The organism is Rhizobium sp. AB2/73, assembly GCF_020871915.1.
In the GTDB taxonomy this organism is placed as follows: domain Bacteria; phylum Pseudomonadota; class Alphaproteobacteria; order Rhizobiales; family Rhizobiaceae; genus Rhizobium; species Rhizobium dioscoreae.
On record NZ_CP067071.1, the window covers coordinates 3,723,850 to 3,745,942 of the forward strand.

Consider the following 22,093-nt stretch of genomic DNA (forward strand, 5'->3'; position numbering starts at 1 on the left):
TCATTATTAAACCGAAGAATCGGGAGTTTTGCAATGACGATCGATCAGGACGCGCCGCCGGCCGGCAGCGCGAAGGACATTTTGCGCCCTCATTCGTCACGAGAGAGTTCGTTTAAGGGCGCCGAATACTCCGGAGAGGCTAATTCGCCTTTGACGCGAGCGACGATCTTCCTCTTTGCTGTCGCGAGCGGCCTCGCTGTCGCCAATGCCTATTTCGCCCATCCGCTTCTCGATGTCATGGCCGACGATCTGAAGCTCTCGCGCACGGTGGCCGGCCTCATCGTCGGCGCAACACAGCTCGGCTATGGACTCGGCCTGATTCTGCTGGTGCCGCTCGGCGACCTTGTCGACAGGCGCAAGCTCATCATCGTGCAATCGCTGCTGAGCGTGGCGGCCCTCATCAGCGTCGGCTTCTCGTCGAATGCGGCGATGCTGCTCGCCTCCATGGCCGCCGTCGGCTTTCTGGCCGTCGTGACACAGGCGCTGGTCGCCTATGCGGCGAGCCTCGCGCACCCCACCGAGCGCGGCCATATCGTCGGCATGGTCACGAGCGGCATCGTCCTCGGCATCCTGTTGGCGCGCAGCGTTGCCGGCACGCTGACCGATTTCTCCGGCTGGCGGACCGTCTACATCGTCTCGGCCATGCTGACGCTGGTGATCGCGCTTCTCCTCTGGCGAGCGCTGCCGCGCCAGGAGAGGCCGAAGGGTGGTCTTTCCTATTTCGCTCTCATAGGATCGCTCGGCACTCTGCTGATTGAAGAACCTGTCCTGCGCATCCGCGCCGTGATCGCCATGCTGATCTTCGCAAATATCACCACGCTGCTCGCCCCTCTGGTGCTGCCGCTGACGGCTCCGCCTTACTCGCTGTCTCACACCGAGGTCGGCCTGTTCGGCCTTGCGGGAGCGGCGGGCGCGCTCGGCGCCGTCAGGGCAGGGCGCTGGGCCGACCGCGGCCATGGCCAACGCACGACAGGCATTGCACTCGCGCTGATGCTCGTTGCCTGGCTACCGATTTCAATGCTGGATCGTTCGATCCTCTGGCTCATTCTCGGTGTCCTCGTCATCGATTTCGGCCTGCAGGCGGTGCACGTCACCAATCAGGGCATGATCTATCGCGTCAGGCCCGATGCGCAGAACAGGCTGACCGCCGCCTATATGGTCTTCTACTCCATCGGCAGCGCAGTGGGATCATCGACAGCGACGATCATCTATGCCCATGCCGGCTGGCCGGGCGTCTGCATCTCCGGCATTGCGATTAGTCTCGCAACGCTGCTCTTCTGGGCGCTGACATTGCGGGCAACGCCCAAGGTGGCGACCCAGAGCGTCGGCTAGCTTTCCAGCGCTCAGGCTTGCTTGATCAGAATCCTCGGCAACTGTTCTTCCAGCAAGGAGAGAACCGCCCGAATCCGCGGCGGAATCGGTCTTGTCGCCGGATAGAGCGCATTGAGATCGAAGCCCGGCACGGTAAAGCCGGGCAGCAGACGGATCAGTCTGCCATCGGCAAGATCCTCGGCGCAGACCGGCTCCTGTAGAACACCGATGCCGGCTCCATCGAGCAGCAGGCGGTGCAGCGGCGGCCAATGGCTGGTGCTCAAGGTGATATCGACGGCGGCAAGTTCGGTCTGTCCGTTTGGATCGATCAACGGAATCCGGCCGTTGTTGAATAGGCCGGAGACCCGCAGGAAGGGGTGGTCGGCAAGCTCATCGCGTGTCGTCGGCGTCCCATGCTCATCGAGATAGGCAGGCGATGCCACCAGCACGCGGCCGACATGGCCGAGCTTGCGGGCAATGAAGCTGCCCTCGCCGAGATCGCCGAGGCGCAGCGTGATGTCGACGCCCTCTGTCACGGGATCGACGATCCTGTCGTTGAGGATCAGATCGATTTTGAGCAGCGGATGACGCTTGCGCATCTCAAGCAGGATCGGCGGAAGGATGACCTCGCCGACGCCATGCGGTGCTGCGATCTTGAGCGTGCCGCGCAGTGACTGATCGCCATCCACGACTGTCAGCGCATCGTCGGCACTATCGAGCACCTGTTTGCTGCGCTCATAAAAGGCGGCACCGACATCGGTGACGGAAAGCTTGCGGGTATTTCTGAGCAATAGCCGCGAGCCGAGATATTGCTCCAGCCGATCAATCCGCTCGCTGACGGCAGGCTGCCCCATGCCGAGATCGCGGGCGGCGGCCGACATGCTGCCTCTTTCCACCACCCTGACATAGACGCGCATCGCCACCAACAGATCCATGTGTGCCAATATATCGGCTCAGCCGATAAATGTAAGTGGATGATGCCATCTACCGGGGGAGCATTCGACCGCCGAAAAAGGCGCTCAAACGTCAACCACAGGTCAGGTTCATGAGCGATATCAGGCTTTATATGTTTCAATCGGGCACGCAGCGCTGCAAGGCTCACGACATCAGGATGAACCAGGGCGGCGGCGCCGATTACGAAATTCCGGTTCCCTGGTTTCTGCTGACGCATCCGAAGGGCAATGTCATCATCGATGGTGGGCTGGCGGCGGAAGGTTTGGCCGATCCGCGCGGCTATTGGGGCGGTGCGGTCGACAGCTATCAGCCCATCATGACCGAAGAGCAAGGATGCGTCGCGCAGCTGGCGAAGCTCGGCATATCCGGTGAAGATATCCGCTTCGTCGTGCTTTCTCATTTGCATTCCGACCATAGCGGCGCGATCGGCCGCTTCCCCAACGCGACCCACATCGTCCAGCGCCGCGAATATGAATATGCCTTTGCGACGGACTGGTTCGCCGCCGGCGCCTATGTCCGCCGTGATTTCGATCGTCCCGGCTTAAAGTGGCGCTTCCTTGAGGGTGATGCTACCAACGGCTACGATCTCTACGGCGACGGCGTACTGCGGATGATCTTTACCCCCGGCCACAGCGTCGGCCACCAATCCTTCCTGGTGCAGTTGCCAAGGTCGCGCGCGATATTATTGGCCATCGATGCCGCCTATACGCTCGATCACTGGAACGAAAAGGCTCTTCCAGGCTTCATGGCTTCCGCCGTCGACACGGTGCGATCCGTCGGCAAGCTGCGCACGCTTGCCGAACAGACCGATGCGATGGTGGTGACGGGGCATGATCCCGAGGCATGGCCTCGGTTCAAACATGCTCCGGCCTATTACGATTGAAGACGTGGTCGGCTTCGCCGTGAAGGGCAGCCATGTTTGATAGCTTCAGGCATTCGTGGAACGACGAGCGTGCGCATGCCTGCACCAAACATCTTCGCGCTAGATTTTGGGCAGCAGCGATTTGATCCGCTCGGCATCGTCGGGCGTTGCCGGATTGTAGACGATCATGCTGAGATCCGTTCGGCCGTCGACCGAGAAGGCCGAATACTCGAATGCCAGCGGGCCGAGGGTGGGATGGCGTATATGTTTGACGGCTTCGGTATGGGTGCCAGGAACATCGTTTTCGCGCCACATGGCCCTGAATTCCGGGCTGATGCGGCAAAGTTCCGCCACGAAAGGCTCTATCTCACTCGATGCGCCTGCGCGCGCGGCATCGACACGGAATGCGCCCAGGGCGAAACGGGCGACGCTTTCCCAGTCATATTGCACGGCGCGCGCACGCGGATCGAGAAAGATATAGCGCAGAATATTGCGTTCTTCCGGCGGCAGCGATCCGTAATCGATCAGCATCACGGGGGCTGCCCGGTTCCAGGCGATAACGTCCCAGGTGGCGGTCCGGATAATGGCGGGGCTCGGCTCCAGCGCATCGAGCACGCGCTGCAGCCGCGGCGTAACGCCATCGTTTTTGCGGTAACGCGCTTCTGGCGGACGCCCAAGGCCAAGCAGGAACAGGTGCTCGCGTTCCACTTCCGTCAGCATCAGCGCGCGGGCGATCCGGTCGAGCACGTCGGCGGAAGGCGCGCCGCCACGGCCCTGTTCCAGCCATGTGTACCAGGTCGGGCTGATATTGGCGCGCTGCGCCACTTCCTCGCGCCGAAGTCCGGGCGTGCGCCGCCGTTCGCCGCCAAATCCCAGGGCGGATGGGTCGAGTTTCGCGCGGCGGTCCCTCAGATAGGTCCCGAGCACGTTTTCGGTTTCGATGAGATCGGTCATCCTGTTAGTGTCTTTACTATGATAAGGTCACTACTTTACCAGAATAAACGATAGGCACAGATTTGTCTTCGACGAAATAAGGAGACAGTGCATATGCGTATATTCGTTACCGGTGCGACCGGAAATGTCGGCTCGCATGTCGTCAGGGAATTGATCGGTGCGGGCCATCAGGTGCTCGGCCTTTCGCGCTCGAAGGAGAAGGCGGTCGCGCTCGCCGCTGCCGGCGCCGAAGTCCTGCACGGCACGATCGAGGATGCGGAAATCCTGAAAAGCGGCGCCTCGCAATCCGACGGCGTCATCCATCTTGCCTTCAACCACGACTTCACGAGATTCGTGCAGAATTGCGAGGATGATCGCCGGGTCATCGCAACGCTGGCTTCGGCACTTGCCGGTTCTGCCCGCCCGCTGGTCATTACGTCGGGCACGCCGATCGCCAACACGGTGCCGGGCGAGCCGGCCAGAGAGGATAACCCGATTGCCGGTTCCGACGTGCATCCGCGGGCAGCGTCCGAGGAGGCAGGAATCCTGGCAAGCGAGATCGGGGTCAATGTTTCGGTCGTCCGCCTGCCCCAGGTGCACGATCCGGTCAGCCAGGGGCTTATTACGCCCTTGATCCAGATATTCCGGGAAAAGGGTGTCTGCGCCTATGTGGGAGACGGGCTTAGCCGCTGGCCGGCGGCGCATTTTACCGATGTCGGCCGTCTTTACCGCCTCGTCGTCGAGCGCGCCGAACCGAATGCCAAATATCACGCGGCCGCCGAGGAAGGCGTGCCCATGCGTGATATCGTTGAGACGATCGGGCGGCGCCTGAACCTCCCGGTCAAATCCATCGCCAGGGAAGAGGCGCAGGTTTATTTCGGCTGGCTCGCCCTGTTCGCCGGCCGCGACATGCCGGCTTCCAGCGTCAAGACCCGGCAGAAGCTGGGTTGGAACCCCAGCGGCCCGACGCTGCTTCAGGATCTTGCAGAGCTGCAGGTCTCCGCCGCGTGATGCCGGCGCCATCGGCCACGATCCGCGGGATGGTCGATGGTCCGACGGACCATGTATTCAAAGACCCGGCCGATCCTTCGGCCGGGCTTCGTCTTTCAGGCTGCGATCCAGAAAGCCCCAAAGTCAGACATACGGCGTCCCGGCAAGAGCGGCGTCGACACCGGCAAAGCCGCGCTCCATGACACCAAGCAGAGCGGCTTGAGGATCTCTTTTTTCCCGAAAGACGCGCAGTGCCTCGCCATAGGCGGCCACCAGCGTCGCCATCAGCATTGCGCCCGCGAGATGTGCATCGGCATCGGAGCGCGGCCGGCCCGCCGCGTCGGAGAGCATTCCCGAGAGATCGTCAGCAAGCGTCACCTGCAGCCCGCGTGCATATGCCGTCAGCGTCGGGCTCTCCGCCACCATGCGCCAGAACGCGATAGGCCGGTCCGTGATCCTGAACAGGGGATGCTGCATCTCCAGCAGTTCACGCATCAACGCCTGAAAGGCGCGGACCGGCGGCACTCGGCCGCGATCGGCGATCGCCTTACGCACCAATTCCCGCACCTCATCCTCGCGATCGAAGACCAGATCCTCCTTGCGGCGGAAGTAGTTGAACACCGTCTTCCTGGCGACCTCCGCTTCGTCGGCGATATCGGCGACGGAAACCTTGTCGAAGCCATGTTCGACAAACAGGCGTGTCGCGACGTTGGAGATCGCCTGACGCGTCATCTCCTTCTTGCGGTCCCGGAGTTTGATTTGGTTTGACATGGCGATATTTATACCATAAGTAAATTTATACCGAGTGTAAAAATCGCGTTGTGATCGCGAAATCGGTGAAATTGGCACAGGTTTTATGACTGGTCCCGTGACTGGAACATCGCCACCCGAATGGGGTGGACGTTTTTCAGCGACTCGCGCCGGCTGAGATGGCCCGAAGCCGGAATGTCTGGCGCCCTTGCGGCGCTGTTCGTTTGAGGAGTTCTGCCTTGATTTATGATGTTCTGATTGCCGGCGGCGGACCCGTCGGCTTGTTTCTCGCCTGCGAGCTGCGTCTCGCCGGTCTCTCCGTATCGGTGCTGGAGCAGGCCGAGGATCCGCGCTCGCCCTTGAAGCGCCTTCCCTTCGGCATGCGCGGCCTTTCCTCGCCAACCATTGAAGCCTTCTATCGTCGCGGTCTGCTGGATGATGTTGCCGCGCCCAAACCTGCCAAAGACGGCTCGGGCGATCGCGCTTCATCGGCCGCACACTGGATGCACCAGTCGCGCCGCCCAGGCGGCCATTTCGCCGGCATCCAGTTCTTTTACGACAATATCGACACGTCCAAGTGGCCCTATCGTCTGCCGACCACACTCGGCACCAGCATGATGGTCGAGATGGAAAGCCTCGAGGCTGTCCTTGCGGCGCGTGCGGAGGCCATGGGCGTCGAGATCAGGCGCGGCTTCGGTGTCGAGAGCTTCGAACAGTCGGATGAAGCTGTTGTCGTTCGCGCCGGAGGCGAGACCTTTCGCGGGCGCTGGCTCATCGGCTGCGACGGCGGCCGCAGCACTGTCCGCAAGGCCGGCGGCTTCGAGTTCGTCGGCACCGATCCGGAATTCACCGGCTATTCCGCCGAAATCGAGATGGTGGACCCGGACAAGCTTCGTCCCGGCCGCCATTACACCCCGACAGGCATGTATACTTTTTCACCCTCCGGGACGATCACGATGGCCGACTTCGACGGAGGCGCTTTCCACCGGACCCAGCCGATCACGCTCGACCATGTGCAGGCGGTGCTGCGGCGCATCTCCGTCACCGACGTCACTCTGACGGCGCTCAAGCTTGCCACCACATGGACGGACCGCGCCTATCAGGCGACCAGCTATCGCAGAGGGCGCATTCTGCTTGCCGGCGACGCCGCGCACATTCATTCCCCCTTGGGCGGCCAAGGGCTCAACCTTGGACTTGGCGATGCGATGAACCTGGCATGGAAGCTTGCCGCCACGATCCGTGGTGACGCGCCGGACGGCCTGCTCGATACCTATTCCAGCGAACGGCATCCGATCGGTGCGCAGGTGCTTGATTGGTCACGGGCGCAAGTCGCACTCATGCGGCCAAGCCGGAGTTCTCGCGCGCTCGAAGCCATCATCCGCGATCTGATCGAGACGCGCGACGGCGCCACCTATTTCGCCGAGCGCGTCTGGGGCGTTTCTCTCCGCTATGATCTTGGCGGGAGCCATCCGCTCATCGGCCGCAGCGCTCCCGATTTCGAGCTTTCCGATGGGACAAAGCTCGGCGATCTCCTCAGGACGGGCAAGGGCCTGCTTCTGGATTTCGATGCCCGCACATCGCTTGAAGCGCTGGCCGGTCGCTGGACTGACCGGATAACCTATATCGCCAGTAACGCCAAGGATCGGCTCGGCTTGAGTGCCTTGCTCGTCCGGCCGGACGGTGTCGTCGCCTGGGTCTGCGAGGCAGAGCCTGACGTGGATGCTGCTGCCGAAGCTGCGTCGCGATGGTTCGGCGAAGCGGAGCGGACCGGCGGCTCTCGCTTTTCATCAGCCGTCCTTGACAACGCCGGTAACCAATAATTATACATCGTATAATTATGGAGATACGAGATGATCACCGGTCATGTTTTTATTGCAACCAGCCTGGATGGGTTCATCGCGCGCGATGACGGCGGCATCGAGTGGTTGCTCAAATACGATGCGTCCGGCGAAGATCATGGCTACAATGATTTCATCGAGGACATTGACGCTATCATCATGGGCCGAGGCACCTTCGAGACGGTCCGCGACATGAAGCCATGGTTCTATACGCGCCCGGTGCTCGTCCTTTCGGCCGATTTGGCGGAGCAGCCGGTTCCGGCCGATTTGGCCGGCAAAGTCCGCTTCACGCGGAACTCGCCGCCGCAGGCTATGGCCATGCTCGAGGCGGAAGGCTGCCGTCGCGTTTATGTCGATGGTGGGCGCGTCATCCAATCCTTCCTCTTGGAAGGCTTGATCAGCGATCTGGTGATCACGCGTGTTCCCATACTGCTCGGCAGCGGCCGCCCGCTGTTCGGCCCGGTCTCGCGCGACATCAATCTCACGCATGTGAGCACCCGCCCTTTTCCGTCCGGGTTGGTGCAATCAGCCTACAGAATTGCGCCATGACCAAGCGACGCCGAGGCCGGCCACGCACCAATGAGAACAGCGTGTCGCCAGCAAAAATTCTTTCGGAGGCTTTGGCTCTCCTCGGCAGCCAGGGTTTTGAAAATCTGACGATGCGCGCAGTTGCCATGCGTGCGAATGTCAACCCGATGACGATCTATCATCACTTCCAGGATCGGGACGGATTGATCAAGGCATTGGCGGAGAGCGTCTATGCCGATGTTGCCGCGCCTTCGGAGGGAACAACTCGGTCTCGGATAGAGGGCTTGCTGGGGGCGTATCGGGCAAAGGTGATGCGCTATCCAGGCCTGACCCTTGCCATCTTCAACCGGCCGGCCGTGTTTCCTGACCACGCAAGAAGGATCACGGACAGCCTGACAGACCTGCTGAAAGAACTGGGCCTTTCGCCGTCGCGTGCCCTGCTATGGGTGCATATCCTTGTCGATTATACGCATGGCGCAGCGCTTGCCGTGGCGACGGACGAAAATGGCAATGGCCTACAGCCGGCAGCCACGGACCCGGAGCATGCGAATTATGAACGCGCGATCTCTGAACTGCTGGACCGCCTGGAAGCGTAGAGTAAACGGCGGAAAATGGCGGACAGGGAGGGATTCGAACCCTCGGTACGCTTTCACGTACACACGCGTTCCAGGCGTGCGCCTTAAACCACTCGGCCACCTGTCCTTTGGCGTTTCGCACCCGGTCAGGAAGCAAATCGTCGGAACGGCCGCGATATATACCGATGAATTCCTGGCAATCAACCCGAATCTGACAGATTTTTGACTTGTTGGCGCAAAACTCTGCATCTCCTCCCCATTGCGCTTATTTTGCACGCAACTTATCTAATGAAATAGATGAGGCGGCATAAGACCGGTCGGCCCGCGAAGGCTGAACATAGTGAGTATCGGGAGGAGTTTATGCGTTTCCTGTTGCGTTTTGCCAGCCTTGTCGCGCTGGTGGTGGCTGTGATCGCCGGCACCATCGATTCCATACAATCCGTTGCGGCTTCCGCCGTGGTCATGACCCCCATGGGCGATGCGTGGAATGATGTCAGCCCTTCGTCGCTGGCAAGCCTCCGCTCGATGATCGCCTATTACGTCCATCCCCGTTTCTATGACATGGCGATGCAATGGCTGCTGTTTCAGCCGGCCTTCGCCGTCTTCCTGGTGATTTCCCTGTTGCTGTGGATGGTCGCCTACAAGCGCCAGCCTGCAGCCGGCCGCTTCAGCGCGTGAGGGTTCGGCGCGTGACTTTCGGCCTGTGCCATTCAGGGAATTGAGTGGCGTCGGAAGCAATTGGCGGCGGCTCCATCGCAATGAGGCGAGCTGCAGAACTGACGATTGCGGAGAGCTGAGCGGCAGCTGTTCTGACCAATAAAATTGCAGTTTTGGCCCGAAATTGTTTAAAAAACGGGTCGTTTGGATGGGTTTTCACCAATTCCCACAAATCTTTACCAACTGAAAAATTTCTCGTGAATTTTTCCTGCAGCCATGCAAGGATGCGCGCCAGCTTGGCCTCGGGGGAGGCCGGCAGTTCCGCAGACTTGCCCGATTAATGGGCTTGCGGGAGGACCCAACAAGATAGAAACAATAGGGCTGCACCACATGAAAAAATCCCTTTTGACCCTTTTCGCCCTGGCTGCCATGTCGGCAACGGCGCTTGCGGCCGATATCAAGCCGGCAATCGTCTACGGAACCGGCGGCAAGTTCGATAAGTCCTTCAACGAAGCTGCCTATAATGGCGCTGAAAAGTTCAAGAAGGAAACCGGCATCGCTTACCGCGACTTCGAGCCGACGGGCGACACCCAGGGCGAACAGGCGCTGCGCAACTTCGCCAGCAAGGGTTTCAATCCGGTTATCGCTGTTTCCTTTGCCTGGACCTCCGCGCTGCAGAAGGTTGCTGCTGAATATCCGAAGACCGAATTCGTTCTGATCGACGACAGCCTCGATCTGCCGAACGTCCGCTCCGTCAAGTTCAAGGAAAACGAAGGCTCCTATCTCGCCGGCGTCATGGCCGCCATGGCTTCGAAGACCGGCAAGGTCGGCTTCGTCGGCGGCATGGACATTCCGCTGATCCGCAAGTTCGAATGCGGTTACGAGCTTGGCGCACGCGCCACCAATCCGAAGATCGAAGTCTTCCAGAACATGACCGGCACAACCGGTGCTGCCTGGAATGACCCGGTTCGCGGCGGCGAGCTCACCAAGAACCAGATCGACCAGGGCGCGGACGTGGTCTATGCGGCTGCCGGCGCGACCGGCCTCGGCGTGCTGCAGACGGCCGCCGACAACAAGAAGCTCTCGATCGGCGTCGATTCGAACCAGAACTACCTGCATCCGGGTTCCGTTCTGACCTCTGTCGTCAAGCGCGTCGACCTCGCAGTCTACAATGCCTTTAGCGATGCCAAGAACGGCAAGTTCACGGCCGGCACCCAGGAACTGGGCCTGAAGGAAGATGGCGTCACCGTTGCCATGGACGACAACAACAAGCCGCTCGTCACTCCGGAAATGCAGGCTGCCGTCGACAAGGCGCGGACCGATATCGTCGCTGGCACCATCAAGGTCCATGACTATCTGACCGACAACGCCTGCCCGAAGAACTGATATGAATTAAGGGCGTATGACGGAGCAAAACGTCATACGCCCTTTTCTTATCCGGAAACCGGTTTCTGGAGCCCCTATAGTGAACCAAATCTCCGCCATCGAGCTCGTGGGCATCGACAAGAAGTTCGGTGCTGTCCACGCCAATAAAGATATCAACCTGACCGTCGCCAAGGGCTCGATCCACGGGATCATCGGCGAAAACGGTGCCGGGAAATCGACTCTCATGTCGATTATCTACGGCTTTTATCATGCCGACAGCGGCGAGATCCGCATCAACGGCAATCCGATCGCCATCCGCGATAGCCAGACGGCAATAGCAGCTGGTATCGGCATGGTGCACCAGCATTTCATGCTGGTCGACAATTTTACCGTCCTCGAAAACATCATGCTGGGCGCCGAAGGCGGCCCACTTCTCGCCAAGGGCGTTGCGGCCGCGCGCGCCGAGCTCAACCGGCTGGAGAAGGATTACGGCCTGGAAGTCGATCCGGACGCCTTGATCGAAGAGCTTCCCGTCGGCCAGCAGCAGCGCGTCGAAATCCTGAAGGCGATGTATCGCGGCGCCGAGATCCTCATCCTCGACGAACCCACCGGCGTTCTGACGCCGGCCGAAGCCGACAATCTCTTCCGCATCCTTCGCGTGCTTCGCGATCAGGGCAAGACGATCATCCTCATCACCCATAAGCTGCGCGAAATCATGGCGATCACCGATACGGTATCGGTCATGCGACGCGGCGAGATGGTCGCTACCCGCAAGACGGCGGAAACCACCGTCGAGGAGCTGGCCGAGCTCATGGTCGGACGCCGCGTGCTGCTGCGTGTCGAAAAGGGCGCCCCCAATCCGGGCGAAATCCTGCTCTCGGTGCGCAATCTCACCGTCAAGGACGGCCGTGGTGTCACCATGGTCGACAATGTCTCCTTCGATGTCCGCGCCGGCGAGATCGTCGGCATTGCCGGTGTTGCGGGCAACGGCCAGTCCGAACTGCTGGAGGCGATCGCCGGTATCCGCAAGCCGGCTTCGGGCGAAATCCTTCTGCACGGCAAGCCGATCGGCAACGCCGATCCCGCAGCCCTCCGTGACCTTGGCCTTGCTCATATTCCGGAAGATCGCCATCACATGGGCCTCGTCCTCAAGTTCGAGGAATATGAGAATTCCATGCTCGGCTATCATCGCGACCGCAAATACGGGCGCGGCGGCATGCTCGATCTCGACGCCATGCGCAAGGATGCCATCGAGAAGATCGAGAAATACGATATCCGCCCGCCGAATGCGCGGCTGAAGACCGCCAATTTCTCCGGCGGCAACCAGCAGAAGATCGTCGTCGCCCGCGAGATCGAGCGCGACCCGAAGGCTCTGCTGATCGGCCAGCCGACGCGCGGCGTCGATATCGGTGCCATCGAATTCATTCATCGCCGCATCATCGAGATGCGCGACGCCGGCAAGGCGATCCTGCTGGTTTCGGTGGAACTGGATGAAATCCGTGCACTTTCGGACCGAATCCTCGTCATGTTCGCCGGCCACATCGTCGGTGAAAAGTCGGCTGAGGCCGGTGAACAAACACTCGGCCTGATGATGGCCGGCATTGCCGCGTGAGGCGTATATGAGCACGGCTTCCGTTTCGCTCCCGAACTGGATCACCTACGGCCTGATCCCCCTTCTCAACCTGATTGTTGCCTTCTTGATCTCCGGTCTTGTCGTCTGGTTCATCGGCGAGAGCCCACTCGATGCGCTTGTCCTGCTGCTGCAGGGCGCACTCGGGAGCGGAGAAGGCATCGGTTTCACGCTGTATTATGCGACGAGCTTCATCTTCACCGGCCTCTCGGTCGCTGTCGCCATCCATGCCGGCCTGTTCAACATCGGCTCGGAAGGTCAGGCCTATCTCGGTGGCCTCGGCTGTGCCCTCGTGGCGCTGACACTTGACCGCTACGTGCCCTGGTATGTGACGATGCCCTTTGCGGTCATCGGCGCGGCGATCTTCGGCGCTCTCTGGGCCCTCATCCCGGCCTGGCTTCAGGCCAAGCGCGGCAGCCACGTCGTCATCACGACGATCATGTTCAACTTCATCGCTTCGGCGATGATGAACTTCCTGCTGGTGCATGTGCTGATTGTGCCCGGCAAGATGGCTCCCGAGACCCGCACCTTTCTGGAGGGCGGCCAGCTGCCGAAGCTCGGCTGGTTGATGGATATGTTCGGCTCGACCATCGGTGCTGCACCGCTCAACGTGTCATTCCTGATTGCGCTGGTCATGTGCTTCCTGGTGTGGGTGCTCGTCTGGCGCACCAAGCTCGGCTATGAAATGCGCACGCTCGGCCTCAGCCCCACCGCTGCGGTCTATGCCGGCATTCCCTATGCCCGCACGGTCATCATCGCCATGCTGCTTTCCGGCGGCCTTGCCGGCATGATGGCGCTCAATCCGGTCATGGGCGCGTCTGCGCGCCTGCAGGTGGAGTTCGTGCTTGGCGCGGGCTTTGTCGGCATAGCGGTGTCGCTAATGGGGCGTAATCATCCCCTGGGCATCATCGCGGCGGCGATCCTGTTCGGCATTCTCTATCAGGGTGGCGATGCACTATCCTTCGACATGCCGAATATCACGCGTGACATGATCGTGGTGATCCAGGGTCTGGTCATCCTGTTTGCAGGGGCTCTCGAATATATGTTCCGACCTGCGCTCGTGCGCATTTACCAGACATTCGCCAGGACGTGAGGATCGGATGATGGACTATTATGATCTTCTCATCAGCATATTGGGCTCGACCATCCGTCTGTCGATTCCCTTGATCTTCACAGCGCTGGCGGGCCTGTTTTCCGAGCGGGCCGGCATCTTCGATATCGGCCTTGAAGGCAAGATGCTGGCCTCGGCCTTCGCTGCGGCTTGCGTCGCCTCGATCAGCGGCTCGCCCTGGGCAGGCCTCGCTGCTGGCGTTACAGTCTCGGTTGTTGTTGGTCTGTTGCACGGCTTCGCCTCGATCACCAATCGCGGCAACCAGATTGTCTCGGGCGTCGCGATCAACTTCCTCATGGCCGGCCTGACCATCGTTCTCGGCCAGGCCTGGTTCGGGCAGGGCGGCCGCACGCCGACTCTGCCTGCTACCGCTCGCTTTTCCGGCATCACCCTGCCGGGCGCTGATGCCCTTCGTGACGTTCCGTTCATCGGGCCGCTCTACGCCAACGTCATCTCGGGCAACAATATCCTGACTTATCTGGCCTTCCTGACGGTGCCGATTTCCTGGTGGATTCTCTATCGCACCCGCTTTGGTCTGCGGCTGCGTGCCGTCGGTGAAAATCCGGGCGCGGTCGATACCGCCGGCATCTCGGTCGAATGGCTGCGCTATCGCTCGCTGATAGCAGCCGGCATTCTCTGCGGCTTCTCCGGCACCTATCTCGCGATCGCCCAGTCGGCCGCCTTCATCAACAACATGTCGGCGGGCAAGGGCTATATCGCTCTTGCTGCACTGATCTTCGCAAAATGGAAGCCGGTGCCGGTCATGTTCACCTGTCTTTTGTTTGGCTTCCTCGATGCCTTCGCCAATTTCATGCAGGGCAAGGCGGTTCCGGGCATTGGCGAGGTGCCGGTACAGATTTTCCAGGCGCTGCCCTATATCCTCACCTGCATCCTGCTTGCAGGCTTTATCGGCGTCGCCAAGCCCCCGAAGGCCGGTGGCGTGCCCTATACCAAGGAGCGCTAAACCATGTCGCATGATCTGTTCGAGGCCGCGCGTGGCGCGATGGCCTTTGCACATGCTCCCTATTCGAAATTCCCGGTTGGCGCGGCGATCCGCGCCGAGGACGGCAAGATCTATACCGGCGCCAATATCGAAAACCTCTCCTTCCCGCAGGGTTGGTGCGCCGAACCGACGGCGATCGGCCAGATGATCATGGGCGGCGCCAAGAAGATCGTCGAGATCGCGGTCATCGCCGAGAAACTGCCGCTCTGCCCGCCTTGCGGCGGCTGCCGGCAAAAGATCGCCGAATTTGCCAGCAAGGAGACGCGCATCTATCTTTGCGACGAAACCGGCGTGAGGAAGACCATGACCATGGATGAGATGCTGCCCTTCAGCTTCGAAACGGAGGTGCTCGGATGAGCGCGGCCGTCGATATCCTCACCGAGAAGCTCGGCGAATTGAAGCCGCGCTATGGCATCATCCTGGGCTCCGGCCTCGGCTCCCTCGTGGATGAGGTCAAGGACGCGCTGCGCATCCCCTATGCCGACCTGCCCGGCTTCCCGGTCAGCGCCGTATCGGGCCATGCCGGCACGCTGGTCGCGGGCAAGCTCGGCGATGTCCCGGTCATCATGCTCTCCGGTCGTGTGCATTATTATGAAAAGGGCGACGCCAATGCCATGCGCGCGCCGATCGAAACCCTGAAGGCGCTTGGCGTCGGCACGCTGATCCTGACGAACTCTGCCGGATCGCTGCGGGAAGAGATGCCGCCGGGATCGGTGATGCAGATCACCGATCACATCAATTATTCCGGCATGAACCCGCTGATTGGCGAGGAGAGCGACAGGCGCTTCGTCGGGATGACGAGCGCCTATGATACCGACCTCATCATGCGCATGCGCAAGGCGGCGGAAAAGGCCGAGATCAAGCTGTCGCACGGCGTGTATATGTGGTTTTCCGGCCCGAGCTTTGAAACGCCGGCAGAAATCCGCATGGCGCGCATCCTTGGCGCCGATGCCGTCGGCATGTCGACGGTGCCGGAAGTCATCCTGGCGCGTCTTTTCGGTCTAAGGGTTGCCGCTGCCTCCGTCATTACTAACTATGGTGCTGGCATGACCGGCGGAGAACTCTCGCATGAGGAGACGAAAGACATGGCTCCGGTCGGCGGCGCACGCCTTGCCGCCATCCTGAAAGAAATGATCGCGGATGAAGGAGACCCAGAATGACGGGCCATTCCCTGAGAGAAACGGCAGCCGTTGCGCTTTCCCTTCTCGATCTCACCAATCTCAAGGATGACTGCACGCCGGCTCAGATCGAGGCGCTGTGCGCCCGCGCGCAATCCCCCTATGGCAATACGGCCGCCATCTGCATATGGCCGCGTTTTGTCGCCCAGGCGCGCGCCATTCTCGGAACCGATCATGTCGTGAAGATCGCGACCGTGGTGAATTTCCCGGCCGGCGATATGGAGGTGGCCGATGTTGCTGCCGAGGCGCGCGAAGCGATTGCCGACGGCGCCGACGAGATCGATCTGGTCATTCCCTATCGTGCCTTTCTGGCCGGCAATGAGCAGGCCGTCACCGACATGGTCGCCGCCGTGCGGGCCGAATGCAAAGGCCCGGTGCTTTTGAAGACCATTCTCGAAACCGGCGAAATCAAGGATACCGCCCTCATTCGACGTGCGTCGGAACTTGCGATCGATGCCGGCTCCGATTTCATCAAGACGTCCACCGGGAAGGTTGCTGTGAACGCGACGCTCGAGGCTGCCGACATCATGCTGCGGGCCATCCGCGCCAGCGGTCGCAAGGTCGGCTTCAAGCCTGCCGGCGGCATCGGTTCCGTTTCCGATGCGGCGCTTTATCTGAGCCTCGCCGAGACCATCATGGCGCCCGATTGGGCCATGCCGTCGACCTTCCGCTTCGGTGCATCGAGCTTGCTCGACGATATTCTGAACGTGCTGGCCGGCGGCGAGTCCAAGACGGCCTCGTCAGGCTACTGATCCATGATCCCGCAGGAGATCATCCGCCAGAAGCGTAACGGCGCCACCCTCTCGGCCGCCGATATCGATGCGTTTATCGGCGCATTGGGGCGCGGCGAACTGGCGGAAAGCCAGATCGGCGCCTTCGCCATGGCCGTCTGGTTTCGCGGCATGACGCGCGAGGAGACGGTGGCGCTGACGCTCGCCATGGCCCGCTCCGGCGATACGCTCTCCTGGGACGGCATCGGCAGGCCGATCGCCGACAAGCATTCGACAGGTGGCGTCGGCGACAATGTCTCGCTGATGCTCGCGCCCATTGCGGCCGCCTGCGGTCTCGCCGTGCCGATGATTTCCGGCCGCGGTCTCGGCCACACCGGCGGCACGCTCGACAAGCTGGAATCCATTCCCGGTTACGCGATCACCCCGGATGCGGCACGTTTCCGCAAGGTGGTCGAGGAAGTCGGCTGCGCCATCATCGGCCAGACCGGCGCGCTGGCCCCCGCGGACGGCAAACTCTATGCGGTGCGCGATGTCACCGCGACCGTCGATTCCGTACCGTTGATTACCGCGTCCATCCTGTCAAAGAAACTGGCGGCCGGGCTGGAAACGCTGGTGCTCGACGTCAAGATCGGCAGCGGCGCCTTCATGACTTCGCTAGAAGAGGCCGAGACATTGGCGCGCTCGCTCGTGCAGGTGGCGAATGGCGGTGGGGTCAAGACTTCTGCCCTGATCACCGACATGAACCAGCCTTTGGCCGATGCAGCCGGCAACGTGGTCGAGCTTCAGAACTGCCTCGACTTCCTGAAGGGTAACGAGGCAGGTACGCGGCTAGAGACGGTCGTCCTCGCCTTTGCCTCTGAAATGCTGGTTCAAGCCGGTGCTGCGGCAAACTCTGCCGAGGCGGAGGGCAAGGCGCGCGAGGTTTTGGTATCCGGCAAGGCGGCGGAAACCTTTGGCCGTATGGTGCATGGCCTTGGCGGTCCGGCCGATCTGCTTGAGCGTCCGGATCGCTATCTGGTGAGCGCGCCGGTGCAGAGGCCGGTTTTGGCTGTTGCCGATGGCTGGCTCGGCGCCTGCGATGCGCGGGGGATCGGCATGAGCGTCATCGATCTCGGCGGCGGCCGCCGTCGTCCGCAGGACAGGATCGACCATCGCGTCGGCTTCAGCGACATCCTGCCGCTCGGTACGGAGGTGAGCAAAGGTGACCGCATCGCCACCGTACACGCGGCGGACGAGGCAAGCGCGGAGAAGGCAGTGGCCGATCTTTCGGCCAACTATCGCCTCGTGGAGGCGGCGCCGGCTTTGTCGCCCGTCATCCTCGGCAGGATCTGACGGACGCAGCCAGATAGGCGTAAGCGGCGCGCATGAGGTCGATTGTCTTACTGCTTCAGCAGCAAATTGCCGTTCTGAACCCCGAAAGAGTTCAGCTTCTTCATGAAGCTCATGCCGATCAGCGTCGTACCGAGCGCACTGTCCTTGGCCACCACGGCATCGACATTGCGGACGCGGATCGTGCCGATCTCCAGGCGGTCGAGTTTGATGTAGGCGACTTTGGAAGTGCCATTCGCAGTCTGGACCGTGTAGCGATAGTCGAGGTCGACGCCGCTGAAGCCGAGGCTGCGCGCGGTGCTCTCGTTCATTGCCACATAGGTCGCGCCGGTATCGATCATCCCGTGTACGGAGCGGCCATTGATGGTGAAATCGCCTTCGTAGTGGCCGCCCGCATTGGCGCGCAGCTGAACACTGCCATAGGAAACGGGAGCTTCCGCCTTCGGCGGAGCAAGCGAAACCGCTTCGACCGGTGCGGGTTTCGCGGCATGTTCGCTATAGCTGCTTACCAGCATCGGCACTTGGGCCGCCGCAACGGCGATGACACCGGCAAAGGCAAGAACACGAACGAGCATCGGCAGGGCCCCTCCTGCGGGCCATGCCATCTATAGGCCAAGTGTGCTGAAAGGACGCTAATGCAATCAATAAAAAGCCCAGCAGTTGTGTAACTGCTGGGCTCAATAAAAAGTATAATAGCGGATTTACTTCGTGCCGTACATGCGGTCTCCGGCATCGCCGAGACCGGGCACGATATAGCCCTTCTCGTTGAGATGGCTGTCGATGGCGGCCGTGAAGACCGGCACGTCCGGATGTGCCTTGCGGAAATTGGCAATGCCTTCCGGAGCTGCGAGCAGGCACAGGAAACGGATATTGTGGGCACCGCGCTCCTTCAGCTTTTCGATCGCGGCAATCGAAGAATTGCCGGTTGCCAGCATCGGATCGACGACGATGATCAAGCGCTCTGAGATATCCTCGGGCGCCTTGAAGTAATATTCGACCGGCTGCAGCGTTTCGTGATCGCGATAGACGCCGATATGCGAGACGCGCGCCGAGGGTACGAGATCGAGCATGCCCTCGAGCAGGCCGTTGCCGGCGCGCAGGATCGAGGCGAAGACCAGCTTCTTGCCCTCGAGGATCGGCGCATCCATCGGCTGCAGCGGCGTCTCGATGGTCTCGATGGTCAGTTCGAGGTCGCGCGTCACTTCGTAACAGAGCAACGTCGAAATCTCGCGCAGCAGCCGGCGGAAACTTCCCGTCGACGTGTCCTTCTTGCGCATGATTGTGAGCTTGTGTTGCACAAGCGGGTGATCGATGACAGTGACGCCGTCCATGGTTTCAGCCTTCCAGTAATCCCGTGATATGAGATGGTTCTTCCACGGAAATCGCTTCAGGTGCAAGAAAATAGGCCACTTTTGGAGATTTCATCCCCAATATGGGGCCTTAACTGAGCATTTAGAGCTTCGCCAGCAACGTCGCCCGTGTCGCCTCGTCCACGAACGCCGCTTCGATCGCCGTGCGGGTCATGGCATCGATCTCGTCGTCGCTGAAGCCAAAAGCCGACGATGCCAGCTCATATTCGCGCTTCAGCGAGGTGTGGAAGAAGGGCGGATCATCGGAGCTTATCGTCACCTTCACGCCGGCGTCACGCAGCCTGCGCAGCGGGTGCGATTGGAAGTCCGGGAAGACGTTGAGCGCGACATTGGAGCCGGGGCAGACTTCCAGCACGGTGCCGAGATCGGCAAGGCGCTTGACGAGATCCGTGTCCTCGATGGCGCGCACGCCATGGCCGATACGCTGCGGGCGCACCAGATCCACCGCGTCGGCGACGCTGAATGCGCCGCAGACTTCGCCGGCATGGATGGTTATGCCAAGTCCCGCCTCTCGGGCGATATCGAAGGCGCGGGCGTAGTCGGCGACGCGGCCCATGCGCTCCTCGCCGGCCATGTTGAAGCCTGTTATCAGCGGATTGTCGCTCTTGGCGGCATATTCCGCCGCCTTCACGACGCGCTCGGGCCCCAAGTGGCGTTCGCCGGTTACGATCAGCCGAGCCTCGATGCCGGTCTTTGCCTTGGCGGCACGGATGCCGGCGGAAATGCCTGCCATATAGGCGTCGGCGCCGAGGCCGATGCGATCGCCATGATCGGGCGAAACGATGAGCTCGCTATAGATCGTGCCGATGCCGGCCAGCTCTTCCAGATAGGTTTCCGTCAGCAGCGCATAGTCTTCCTCGGTGCGGTAGACCTCGGAAACCTTGTCGTAGCAGAGGAGGAATTCGGCAAAATCCTTCCAGAGGTAAACACCGTCCTTGAGGAAGGCGCTGGTGTCGACCCCGTATTTCTCTGCTTGTGCGAGCGTCAATGCCGGTGGAGCTGCGCCTTCCAGATGGCAATGCAGTTCCACTTTCTTCAAATGCGATGTCAAAGGAAGCTCCTCCCGTGCGGCCCCGCCGCAATTCCCAGATGTTTCGCAACCGTCTCGCCGATATCGGCATAGGTCTGACGGACGCCGATGGAACGGGATCGAATGCCTGGCCCGTAAGCCATGACGGGCACGCGCTCGCGTGTGTGATCCGTGCCACGCCACGTCGGATCGCAGCCGTGATCGGCGGTCAGGATGACGAGATCGCCCGCCTTCAGTTTCTTGTGCACTTCAGGCAGCCGCGCGTCGAACGCCTCGAGTGCTGCGGCATATCCCGGCACGTCGCGGCGGTGACCATAGACCATGTCGAAATCGACGAAATTGGTGAAAACCAGATCGCCATCCTCGGCTTCGTCCATGGCCTTCAGCGTCGCATCCATCAGCGCCATGTTGCCGTTGGCCTTGATGACCCTGGAAATGCCCTGATGGGCGAAGATATCGCCGATCTTGCCGACGGCATGCACCGCGCGCTCTGCCTTGACGAGACGATCGAGCAGCGTCGGCTCCGGCGGCAGCACGGAGAAATCGCGGCGGTTTCCGGTCCGCTCGAAGGTCGCTGCGGTCTCGCCGACGAACGGGCGGGCAATGACGCGGCCGATATTGTGAGAATCGAGCAGGGAGCGCACGATCTTGCAGAGGCCGATCAGCCGATCGAGCCCGAAATGCTGTTCGTGTGCTGCAATCTGGAAGACGGAGTCGGACGACGTATAGCAGATCGGCTTGCCGCTACGGATGTGCTCTTCGCCAAGCTTGGCGATGATATCCGTGCCGGATGCATGGCAATTGCCGAGAATCCCCGGCAGATCGGCGGCTTCGCAGATGGCCTTCACCAGCTCCGGCGGAAAGGCATCGCCCTCTGCCGGAAAGTAACCCCAGTCGAACATGACGGGCGTACCGGCGATCTCCCAATGACCCGATGGTGTATCCTTGCCGCGGGAGGTTTCGCTGGCGCAGCCATAAAGGCCGTAGAGTTTTTCCGGCAGAGGCATGCCGGCGGGATAATTGCCCGTCGCCGCCTTGGCGATCTCCAGCAGGCCGAGGCCGGACATGATCGGCAATGTCAATGGGCCCCGACGCAGGCCCTCGCGATCGGCCGCGCCAGCGGCGCAGAATTCGGCGATATGGCCAAGCGTATCGGCGCCCTCGTCACCATAGCTCGCCGCATCGGGGCCGCCGCCTACACCGAAAGAATCCAGAACGAAGAGAAAGGCGCGCGCCATAGATCACCCGATAGAATGCCGTCACCCGGCAGGTCTTCCGGGTTATTGGACGTCACCCATATAACGGAGGCATCGACTTGGCAATTTTCCGTTTGAAAGCACCCGTCAGGCGCCTTTCCTCGGCGTTTTCAGCAGTCGCTGCAGCTGATCGAAGTGCCGACGCGCTGCCGGTAGTAATATTGCCGGCTGATGGTGATCTGGTTTGTGCCGCTTGGCAGGAAATTGGCGCCGAAGCTGAGGAGCTGATAGGGCAGGGCAAGCTCGCTACGGACAAGGAATGTGCTCGCCTGGTTCATGTTGGCCGGCACCGTGACCGTGGAGCCTGGTGTATACGGCCTGGTTCCGTCCTGCGCCCAGGACCAGGCGACCGTCGCCTTGCCGGCCGTGTCGATCGCAATGCCGGTGATCTTCAGTGTCAGGCCCGTCGTGCTATAGGGCGCGAAGATCGCGCCGGCAACGGAAGGCATGCCCGCAAGCACGGACTTGGTGACCGACGGCTGCTGCGAGACGATATCGGCGATCGATCCCGCCGAGCGGCTGGCGCGCTTGGAGGCATTGAGGCCGACGGTAAGCTCGAAGGCACCGAGATAGAGCATCAGCAATACGGGAAAAAGAATGGCGAATTCGATCGCGCCGACGCCATCTTTGTCGCGAGCGAAGCGTCTCAGTATGCCAAGGCGCGCACTTTCTTTCCCGATCATGCTCTTGAG

The 22,093-nt window shown here is 61.2% G+C and carries 23 protein-coding genes and 1 tRNA gene; 15 read left to right on the top strand and 9 right to left on the bottom strand.

Annotation, left to right across the window (positions count from 1 at the left end):
• Positions 1 to 33: 33 nt before the first annotated feature.
• Positions 34 to 1,332, top strand: coding sequence for an MFS transporter (locus tag I8E17_RS18260; RefSeq protein ID WP_113366784.1), 1,299 nt, complete (start codon positions 34 to 36; stop codon positions 1,330 to 1,332).
• Between the two features lie 11 nt (positions 1,333 to 1,343).
• On the opposite strand, the gene I8E17_RS18265 is transcribed toward I8E17_RS18260, so the two are convergent.
• Positions 1,344 to 2,246 carry a LysR family transcriptional regulator gene (locus I8E17_RS18265; RefSeq protein WP_229002131.1) on the bottom strand — a complete coding sequence of 301 codons (903 nt, stop codon included), beginning with the start codon at positions 2,244 to 2,246 and terminating at the stop codon, positions 1,344 to 1,346.
• A gap of 110 nt (positions 2,247 to 2,356) precedes the next feature.
• On the opposite strand from I8E17_RS18265, the gene attM reads away from it, so the two are divergent.
• Complete coding sequence (attM, locus tag I8E17_RS18270; RefSeq protein WP_069610953.1) at positions 2,357 to 3,148, top strand: N-acyl homoserine lactonase AttM; 792 nt, start codon at positions 2,357 to 2,359, stop codon at positions 3,146 to 3,148.
• Between the two features lie 99 nt (positions 3,149 to 3,247).
• Here attM and I8E17_RS18275 read toward each other — a convergent pair whose 3' ends face one another.
• Positions 3,248 to 4,081, bottom strand: coding sequence for a helix-turn-helix transcriptional regulator (locus I8E17_RS18275; RefSeq protein ID WP_113366782.1), 834 nt, complete (start codon positions 4,079 to 4,081; stop codon positions 3,248 to 3,250).
• A gap of 93 nt (positions 4,082 to 4,174) precedes the next feature.
• On the opposite strand from I8E17_RS18275, the gene I8E17_RS18280 reads away from it, so the two are divergent.
• Positions 4,175 to 5,071, top strand: a complete 897-nt coding sequence (locus tag I8E17_RS18280; protein ID WP_113366781.1) for an SDR family oxidoreductase — start codon at positions 4,175 to 4,177, stop codon at positions 5,069 to 5,071.
• Positions 5,072 to 5,194: 123 nt separating this feature from the next.
• Here I8E17_RS18280 and I8E17_RS18285 read toward each other — a convergent pair whose 3' ends face one another.
• Positions 5,195 to 5,821 carry a TetR/AcrR family transcriptional regulator gene (locus tag I8E17_RS18285; RefSeq protein WP_113366780.1) on the bottom strand — a complete coding sequence of 209 codons (627 nt, stop codon included), beginning with the start codon at positions 5,819 to 5,821 and terminating at the stop codon, positions 5,195 to 5,197.
• Between the two features lie 218 nt (positions 5,822 to 6,039).
• Here I8E17_RS18285 and I8E17_RS18290 point away from each other — a divergent pair, with 218 nt between their 5' ends.
• From I8E17_RS18290 to I8E17_RS18300, 3 genes are read left to right on the top strand one after another with little or no spacing between them, the layout of a single operon-like run.
• Positions 6,040 to 7,620 carry an FAD-dependent monooxygenase gene (locus I8E17_RS18290; RefSeq protein WP_229002046.1) on the top strand — a complete coding sequence of 527 codons (1,581 nt, stop codon included), beginning with the start codon at positions 6,040 to 6,042 and terminating at the stop codon, positions 7,618 to 7,620.
• Between the two features lie 30 nt (positions 7,621 to 7,650).
• Positions 7,651 to 8,187 carry a dihydrofolate reductase family protein gene (locus I8E17_RS18295; RefSeq protein WP_113366779.1) on the top strand — a complete coding sequence of 179 codons (537 nt, stop codon included), beginning with the start codon at positions 7,651 to 7,653 and terminating at the stop codon, positions 8,185 to 8,187.
• A gap of 41 nt (positions 8,188 to 8,228) precedes the next feature.
• Complete coding sequence (locus I8E17_RS18300) at positions 8,229 to 8,762, top strand: helix-turn-helix domain-containing protein (protein ID WP_229002047.1); 534 nt, start codon at positions 8,229 to 8,231, stop codon at positions 8,760 to 8,762.
• 16 nt (positions 8,763 to 8,778) lie between these two features.
• On the opposite strand, the gene I8E17_RS18305 is transcribed toward I8E17_RS18300, so the two are convergent.
• Positions 8,779 to 8,868: transfer RNA gene (locus tag I8E17_RS18305), tRNA-Ser, on the bottom strand.
• A gap of 233 nt (positions 8,869 to 9,101) precedes the next feature.
• Between I8E17_RS18305 and I8E17_RS18310 the strand changes: the two genes are divergently transcribed.
• The 9 genes from I8E17_RS18310 (at position 9,102) to deoA (ending at position 17,748) form a co-directional block, all read left to right on the top strand.
• A complete protein-coding gene (locus tag I8E17_RS18310) occupies positions 9,102 to 9,419 on the top strand; it encodes a hypothetical protein (protein WP_069610959.1) in 318 nt (105 codons plus the stop codon).
• Between the two features lie 369 nt (positions 9,420 to 9,788).
• Positions 9,789 to 10,784 carry a BMP family ABC transporter substrate-binding protein gene (locus I8E17_RS18315; protein ID WP_069610960.1) on the top strand — a complete coding sequence of 332 codons (996 nt, stop codon included), beginning with the start codon at positions 9,789 to 9,791 and terminating at the stop codon, positions 10,782 to 10,784.
• Between the two features lie 79 nt (positions 10,785 to 10,863).
• Complete coding sequence (locus I8E17_RS18320; RefSeq protein WP_069610961.1) at positions 10,864 to 12,375, top strand: ABC transporter ATP-binding protein; 1,512 nt, start codon at positions 10,864 to 10,866, stop codon at positions 12,373 to 12,375.
• Positions 12,376 to 12,382: 7 nt separating this feature from the next.
• A complete protein-coding gene (locus tag I8E17_RS18325) occupies positions 12,383 to 13,486 on the top strand; it encodes an ABC transporter permease (RefSeq protein WP_112722881.1) in 1,104 nt (367 codons plus the stop codon).
• A gap of 10 nt (positions 13,487 to 13,496) precedes the next feature.
• Positions 13,497 to 14,468 carry an ABC transporter permease gene (locus I8E17_RS18330; protein ID WP_069611356.1) on the top strand — a complete coding sequence of 324 codons (972 nt, stop codon included), beginning with the start codon at positions 13,497 to 13,499 and terminating at the stop codon, positions 14,466 to 14,468.
• A gap of 3 nt (positions 14,469 to 14,471) precedes the next feature.
• Entirely contained in the window at positions 14,472 to 14,864 is a 393-nt protein-coding gene (locus I8E17_RS18335; protein ID WP_069610963.1) for a cytidine deaminase, read from the top strand.
• Positions 14,861 to 15,667 carry a purine-nucleoside phosphorylase gene (locus tag I8E17_RS18340; RefSeq protein ID WP_069610964.1) on the top strand — a complete coding sequence of 269 codons (807 nt, stop codon included), beginning with the start codon at positions 14,861 to 14,863 and terminating at the stop codon, positions 15,665 to 15,667. Before I8E17_RS18335 ends, I8E17_RS18340 begins: the two co-directional genes overlap by 4 nt.
• Positions 15,664 to 16,437, top strand: coding sequence for a deoxyribose-phosphate aldolase (gene deoC, locus I8E17_RS18345; protein ID WP_069610965.1), 774 nt, complete (start codon positions 15,664 to 15,666; stop codon positions 16,435 to 16,437). Before I8E17_RS18340 ends, deoC begins: the two co-directional genes overlap by 4 nt.
• A gap of 3 nt (positions 16,438 to 16,440) precedes the next feature.
• The gene (gene deoA, locus I8E17_RS18350) at positions 16,441 to 17,748 is read left to right on the top strand and encodes a thymidine phosphorylase (RefSeq protein ID WP_113366777.1); all 1,308 of its coding nucleotides are present in this window, start codon (positions 16,441 to 16,443) and stop codon (positions 17,746 to 17,748) included.
• Positions 17,749 to 17,795: 47 nt separating this feature from the next.
• Here the strand turns inward: deoA and I8E17_RS18355 are convergent, their stop codons facing one another.
• The 5 genes from I8E17_RS18355 to I8E17_RS18375 form a co-directional block, all read right to left on the bottom strand.
• Positions 17,796 to 18,320, bottom strand: a complete 525-nt coding sequence (locus I8E17_RS18355; protein ID WP_113366776.1) for a TIGR02281 family clan AA aspartic protease — start codon at positions 18,318 to 18,320, stop codon at positions 17,796 to 17,798.
• 126 nt (positions 18,321 to 18,446) lie between these two features.
• Positions 18,447 to 19,076, bottom strand: coding sequence for a uracil phosphoribosyltransferase (upp, locus tag I8E17_RS18360; RefSeq protein WP_015338410.1), 630 nt, complete (start codon positions 19,074 to 19,076; stop codon positions 18,447 to 18,449).
• 121 nt (positions 19,077 to 19,197) lie between these two features.
• Positions 19,198 to 20,166 (bottom strand): adenosine deaminase, encoded by a 969-nt coding sequence (locus I8E17_RS18365; protein WP_113366775.1) that lies wholly within the window; start codon positions 20,164 to 20,166, stop codon positions 19,198 to 19,200.
• Positions 20,163 to 21,383, bottom strand: coding sequence for a phosphopentomutase (locus I8E17_RS18370; protein ID WP_113366774.1), 1,221 nt, complete (start codon positions 21,381 to 21,383; stop codon positions 20,163 to 20,165). Before I8E17_RS18370 ends, I8E17_RS18365 begins: the two co-directional genes overlap by 4 nt.
• Before the next feature lie 128 nt (positions 21,384 to 21,511).
• Complete coding sequence (locus I8E17_RS18375) at positions 21,512 to 22,084, bottom strand: TadE/TadG family type IV pilus assembly protein (protein WP_069611357.1); 573 nt, start codon at positions 22,082 to 22,084, stop codon at positions 21,512 to 21,514.
• Positions 22,085 to 22,093: the final 9 nt, after the last annotated feature.

Bases quoted from the DNA above. Each gene is read 5' to 3' on its own strand.
- I8E17_RS18260 (WP_113366784.1), top strand. From the start codon at position 34: ATGACGATCGATCAGGACGCGCCGCCGGCCGGCAGCGCGAAGGACATT.
- I8E17_RS18265 (WP_229002131.1), bottom strand. From the start codon at position 2,246: ATGGATCTGTTGGTGGCGATGCGCGTCTATGTCAGGGTGGTGGAAAGA.
- attM (WP_069610953.1), top strand. From the start codon at position 2,357: ATGAGCGATATCAGGCTTTATATGTTTCAATCGGGCACGCAGCGCTGC.
- I8E17_RS18275 (WP_113366782.1), bottom strand. From the start codon at position 4,081: ATGACCGATCTCATCGAAACCGAAAACGTGCTCGGGACCTATCTGAGG.
- I8E17_RS18280 (WP_113366781.1), top strand. From the start codon at position 4,175: ATGCGTATATTCGTTACCGGTGCGACCGGAAATGTCGGCTCGCATGTC.
- I8E17_RS18285 (WP_113366780.1), bottom strand. From the start codon at position 5,821: ATGTCAAACCAAATCAAACTCCGGGACCGCAAGAAGGAGATGACGCGT.
- I8E17_RS18295 (WP_113366779.1), top strand. From the start codon at position 7,651: ATGATCACCGGTCATGTTTTTATTGCAACCAGCCTGGATGGGTTCATC.
- I8E17_RS18310 (WP_069610959.1), top strand. From the start codon at position 9,102: ATGCGTTTCCTGTTGCGTTTTGCCAGCCTTGTCGCGCTGGTGGTGGCT.
- I8E17_RS18315 (WP_069610960.1), top strand. From the start codon at position 9,789: ATGAAAAAATCCCTTTTGACCCTTTTCGCCCTGGCTGCCATGTCGGCA.
- I8E17_RS18325 (WP_112722881.1), top strand. From the start codon at position 12,383: ATGAGCACGGCTTCCGTTTCGCTCCCGAACTGGATCACCTACGGCCTG.
- I8E17_RS18330 (WP_069611356.1), top strand. From the start codon at position 13,497: ATGGACTATTATGATCTTCTCATCAGCATATTGGGCTCGACCATCCGT.
- I8E17_RS18335 (WP_069610963.1), top strand. From the start codon at position 14,472: ATGTCGCATGATCTGTTCGAGGCCGCGCGTGGCGCGATGGCCTTTGCA.
- I8E17_RS18340 (WP_069610964.1), top strand. From the start codon at position 14,861: ATGAGCGCGGCCGTCGATATCCTCACCGAGAAGCTCGGCGAATTGAAG.
- deoC (WP_069610965.1), top strand. From the start codon at position 15,664: ATGACGGGCCATTCCCTGAGAGAAACGGCAGCCGTTGCGCTTTCCCTT.
- deoA (WP_113366777.1), top strand. From the start codon at position 16,441: ATGATCCCGCAGGAGATCATCCGCCAGAAGCGTAACGGCGCCACCCTC.
- I8E17_RS18355 (WP_113366776.1), bottom strand. From the start codon at position 18,320: ATGCTCGTTCGTGTTCTTGCCTTTGCCGGTGTCATCGCCGTTGCGGCG.
- upp (WP_015338410.1), bottom strand. From the start codon at position 19,076: ATGGACGGCGTCACTGTCATCGATCACCCGCTTGTGCAACACAAGCTC.
- I8E17_RS18370 (WP_113366774.1), bottom strand. From the start codon at position 21,383: ATGGCGCGCGCCTTTCTCTTCGTTCTGGATTCTTTCGGTGTAGGCGGC.
- I8E17_RS18375 (WP_069611357.1), bottom strand. From the start codon at position 22,084: ATGATCGGGAAAGAAAGTGCGCGCCTTGGCATACTGAGACGCTTCGCT.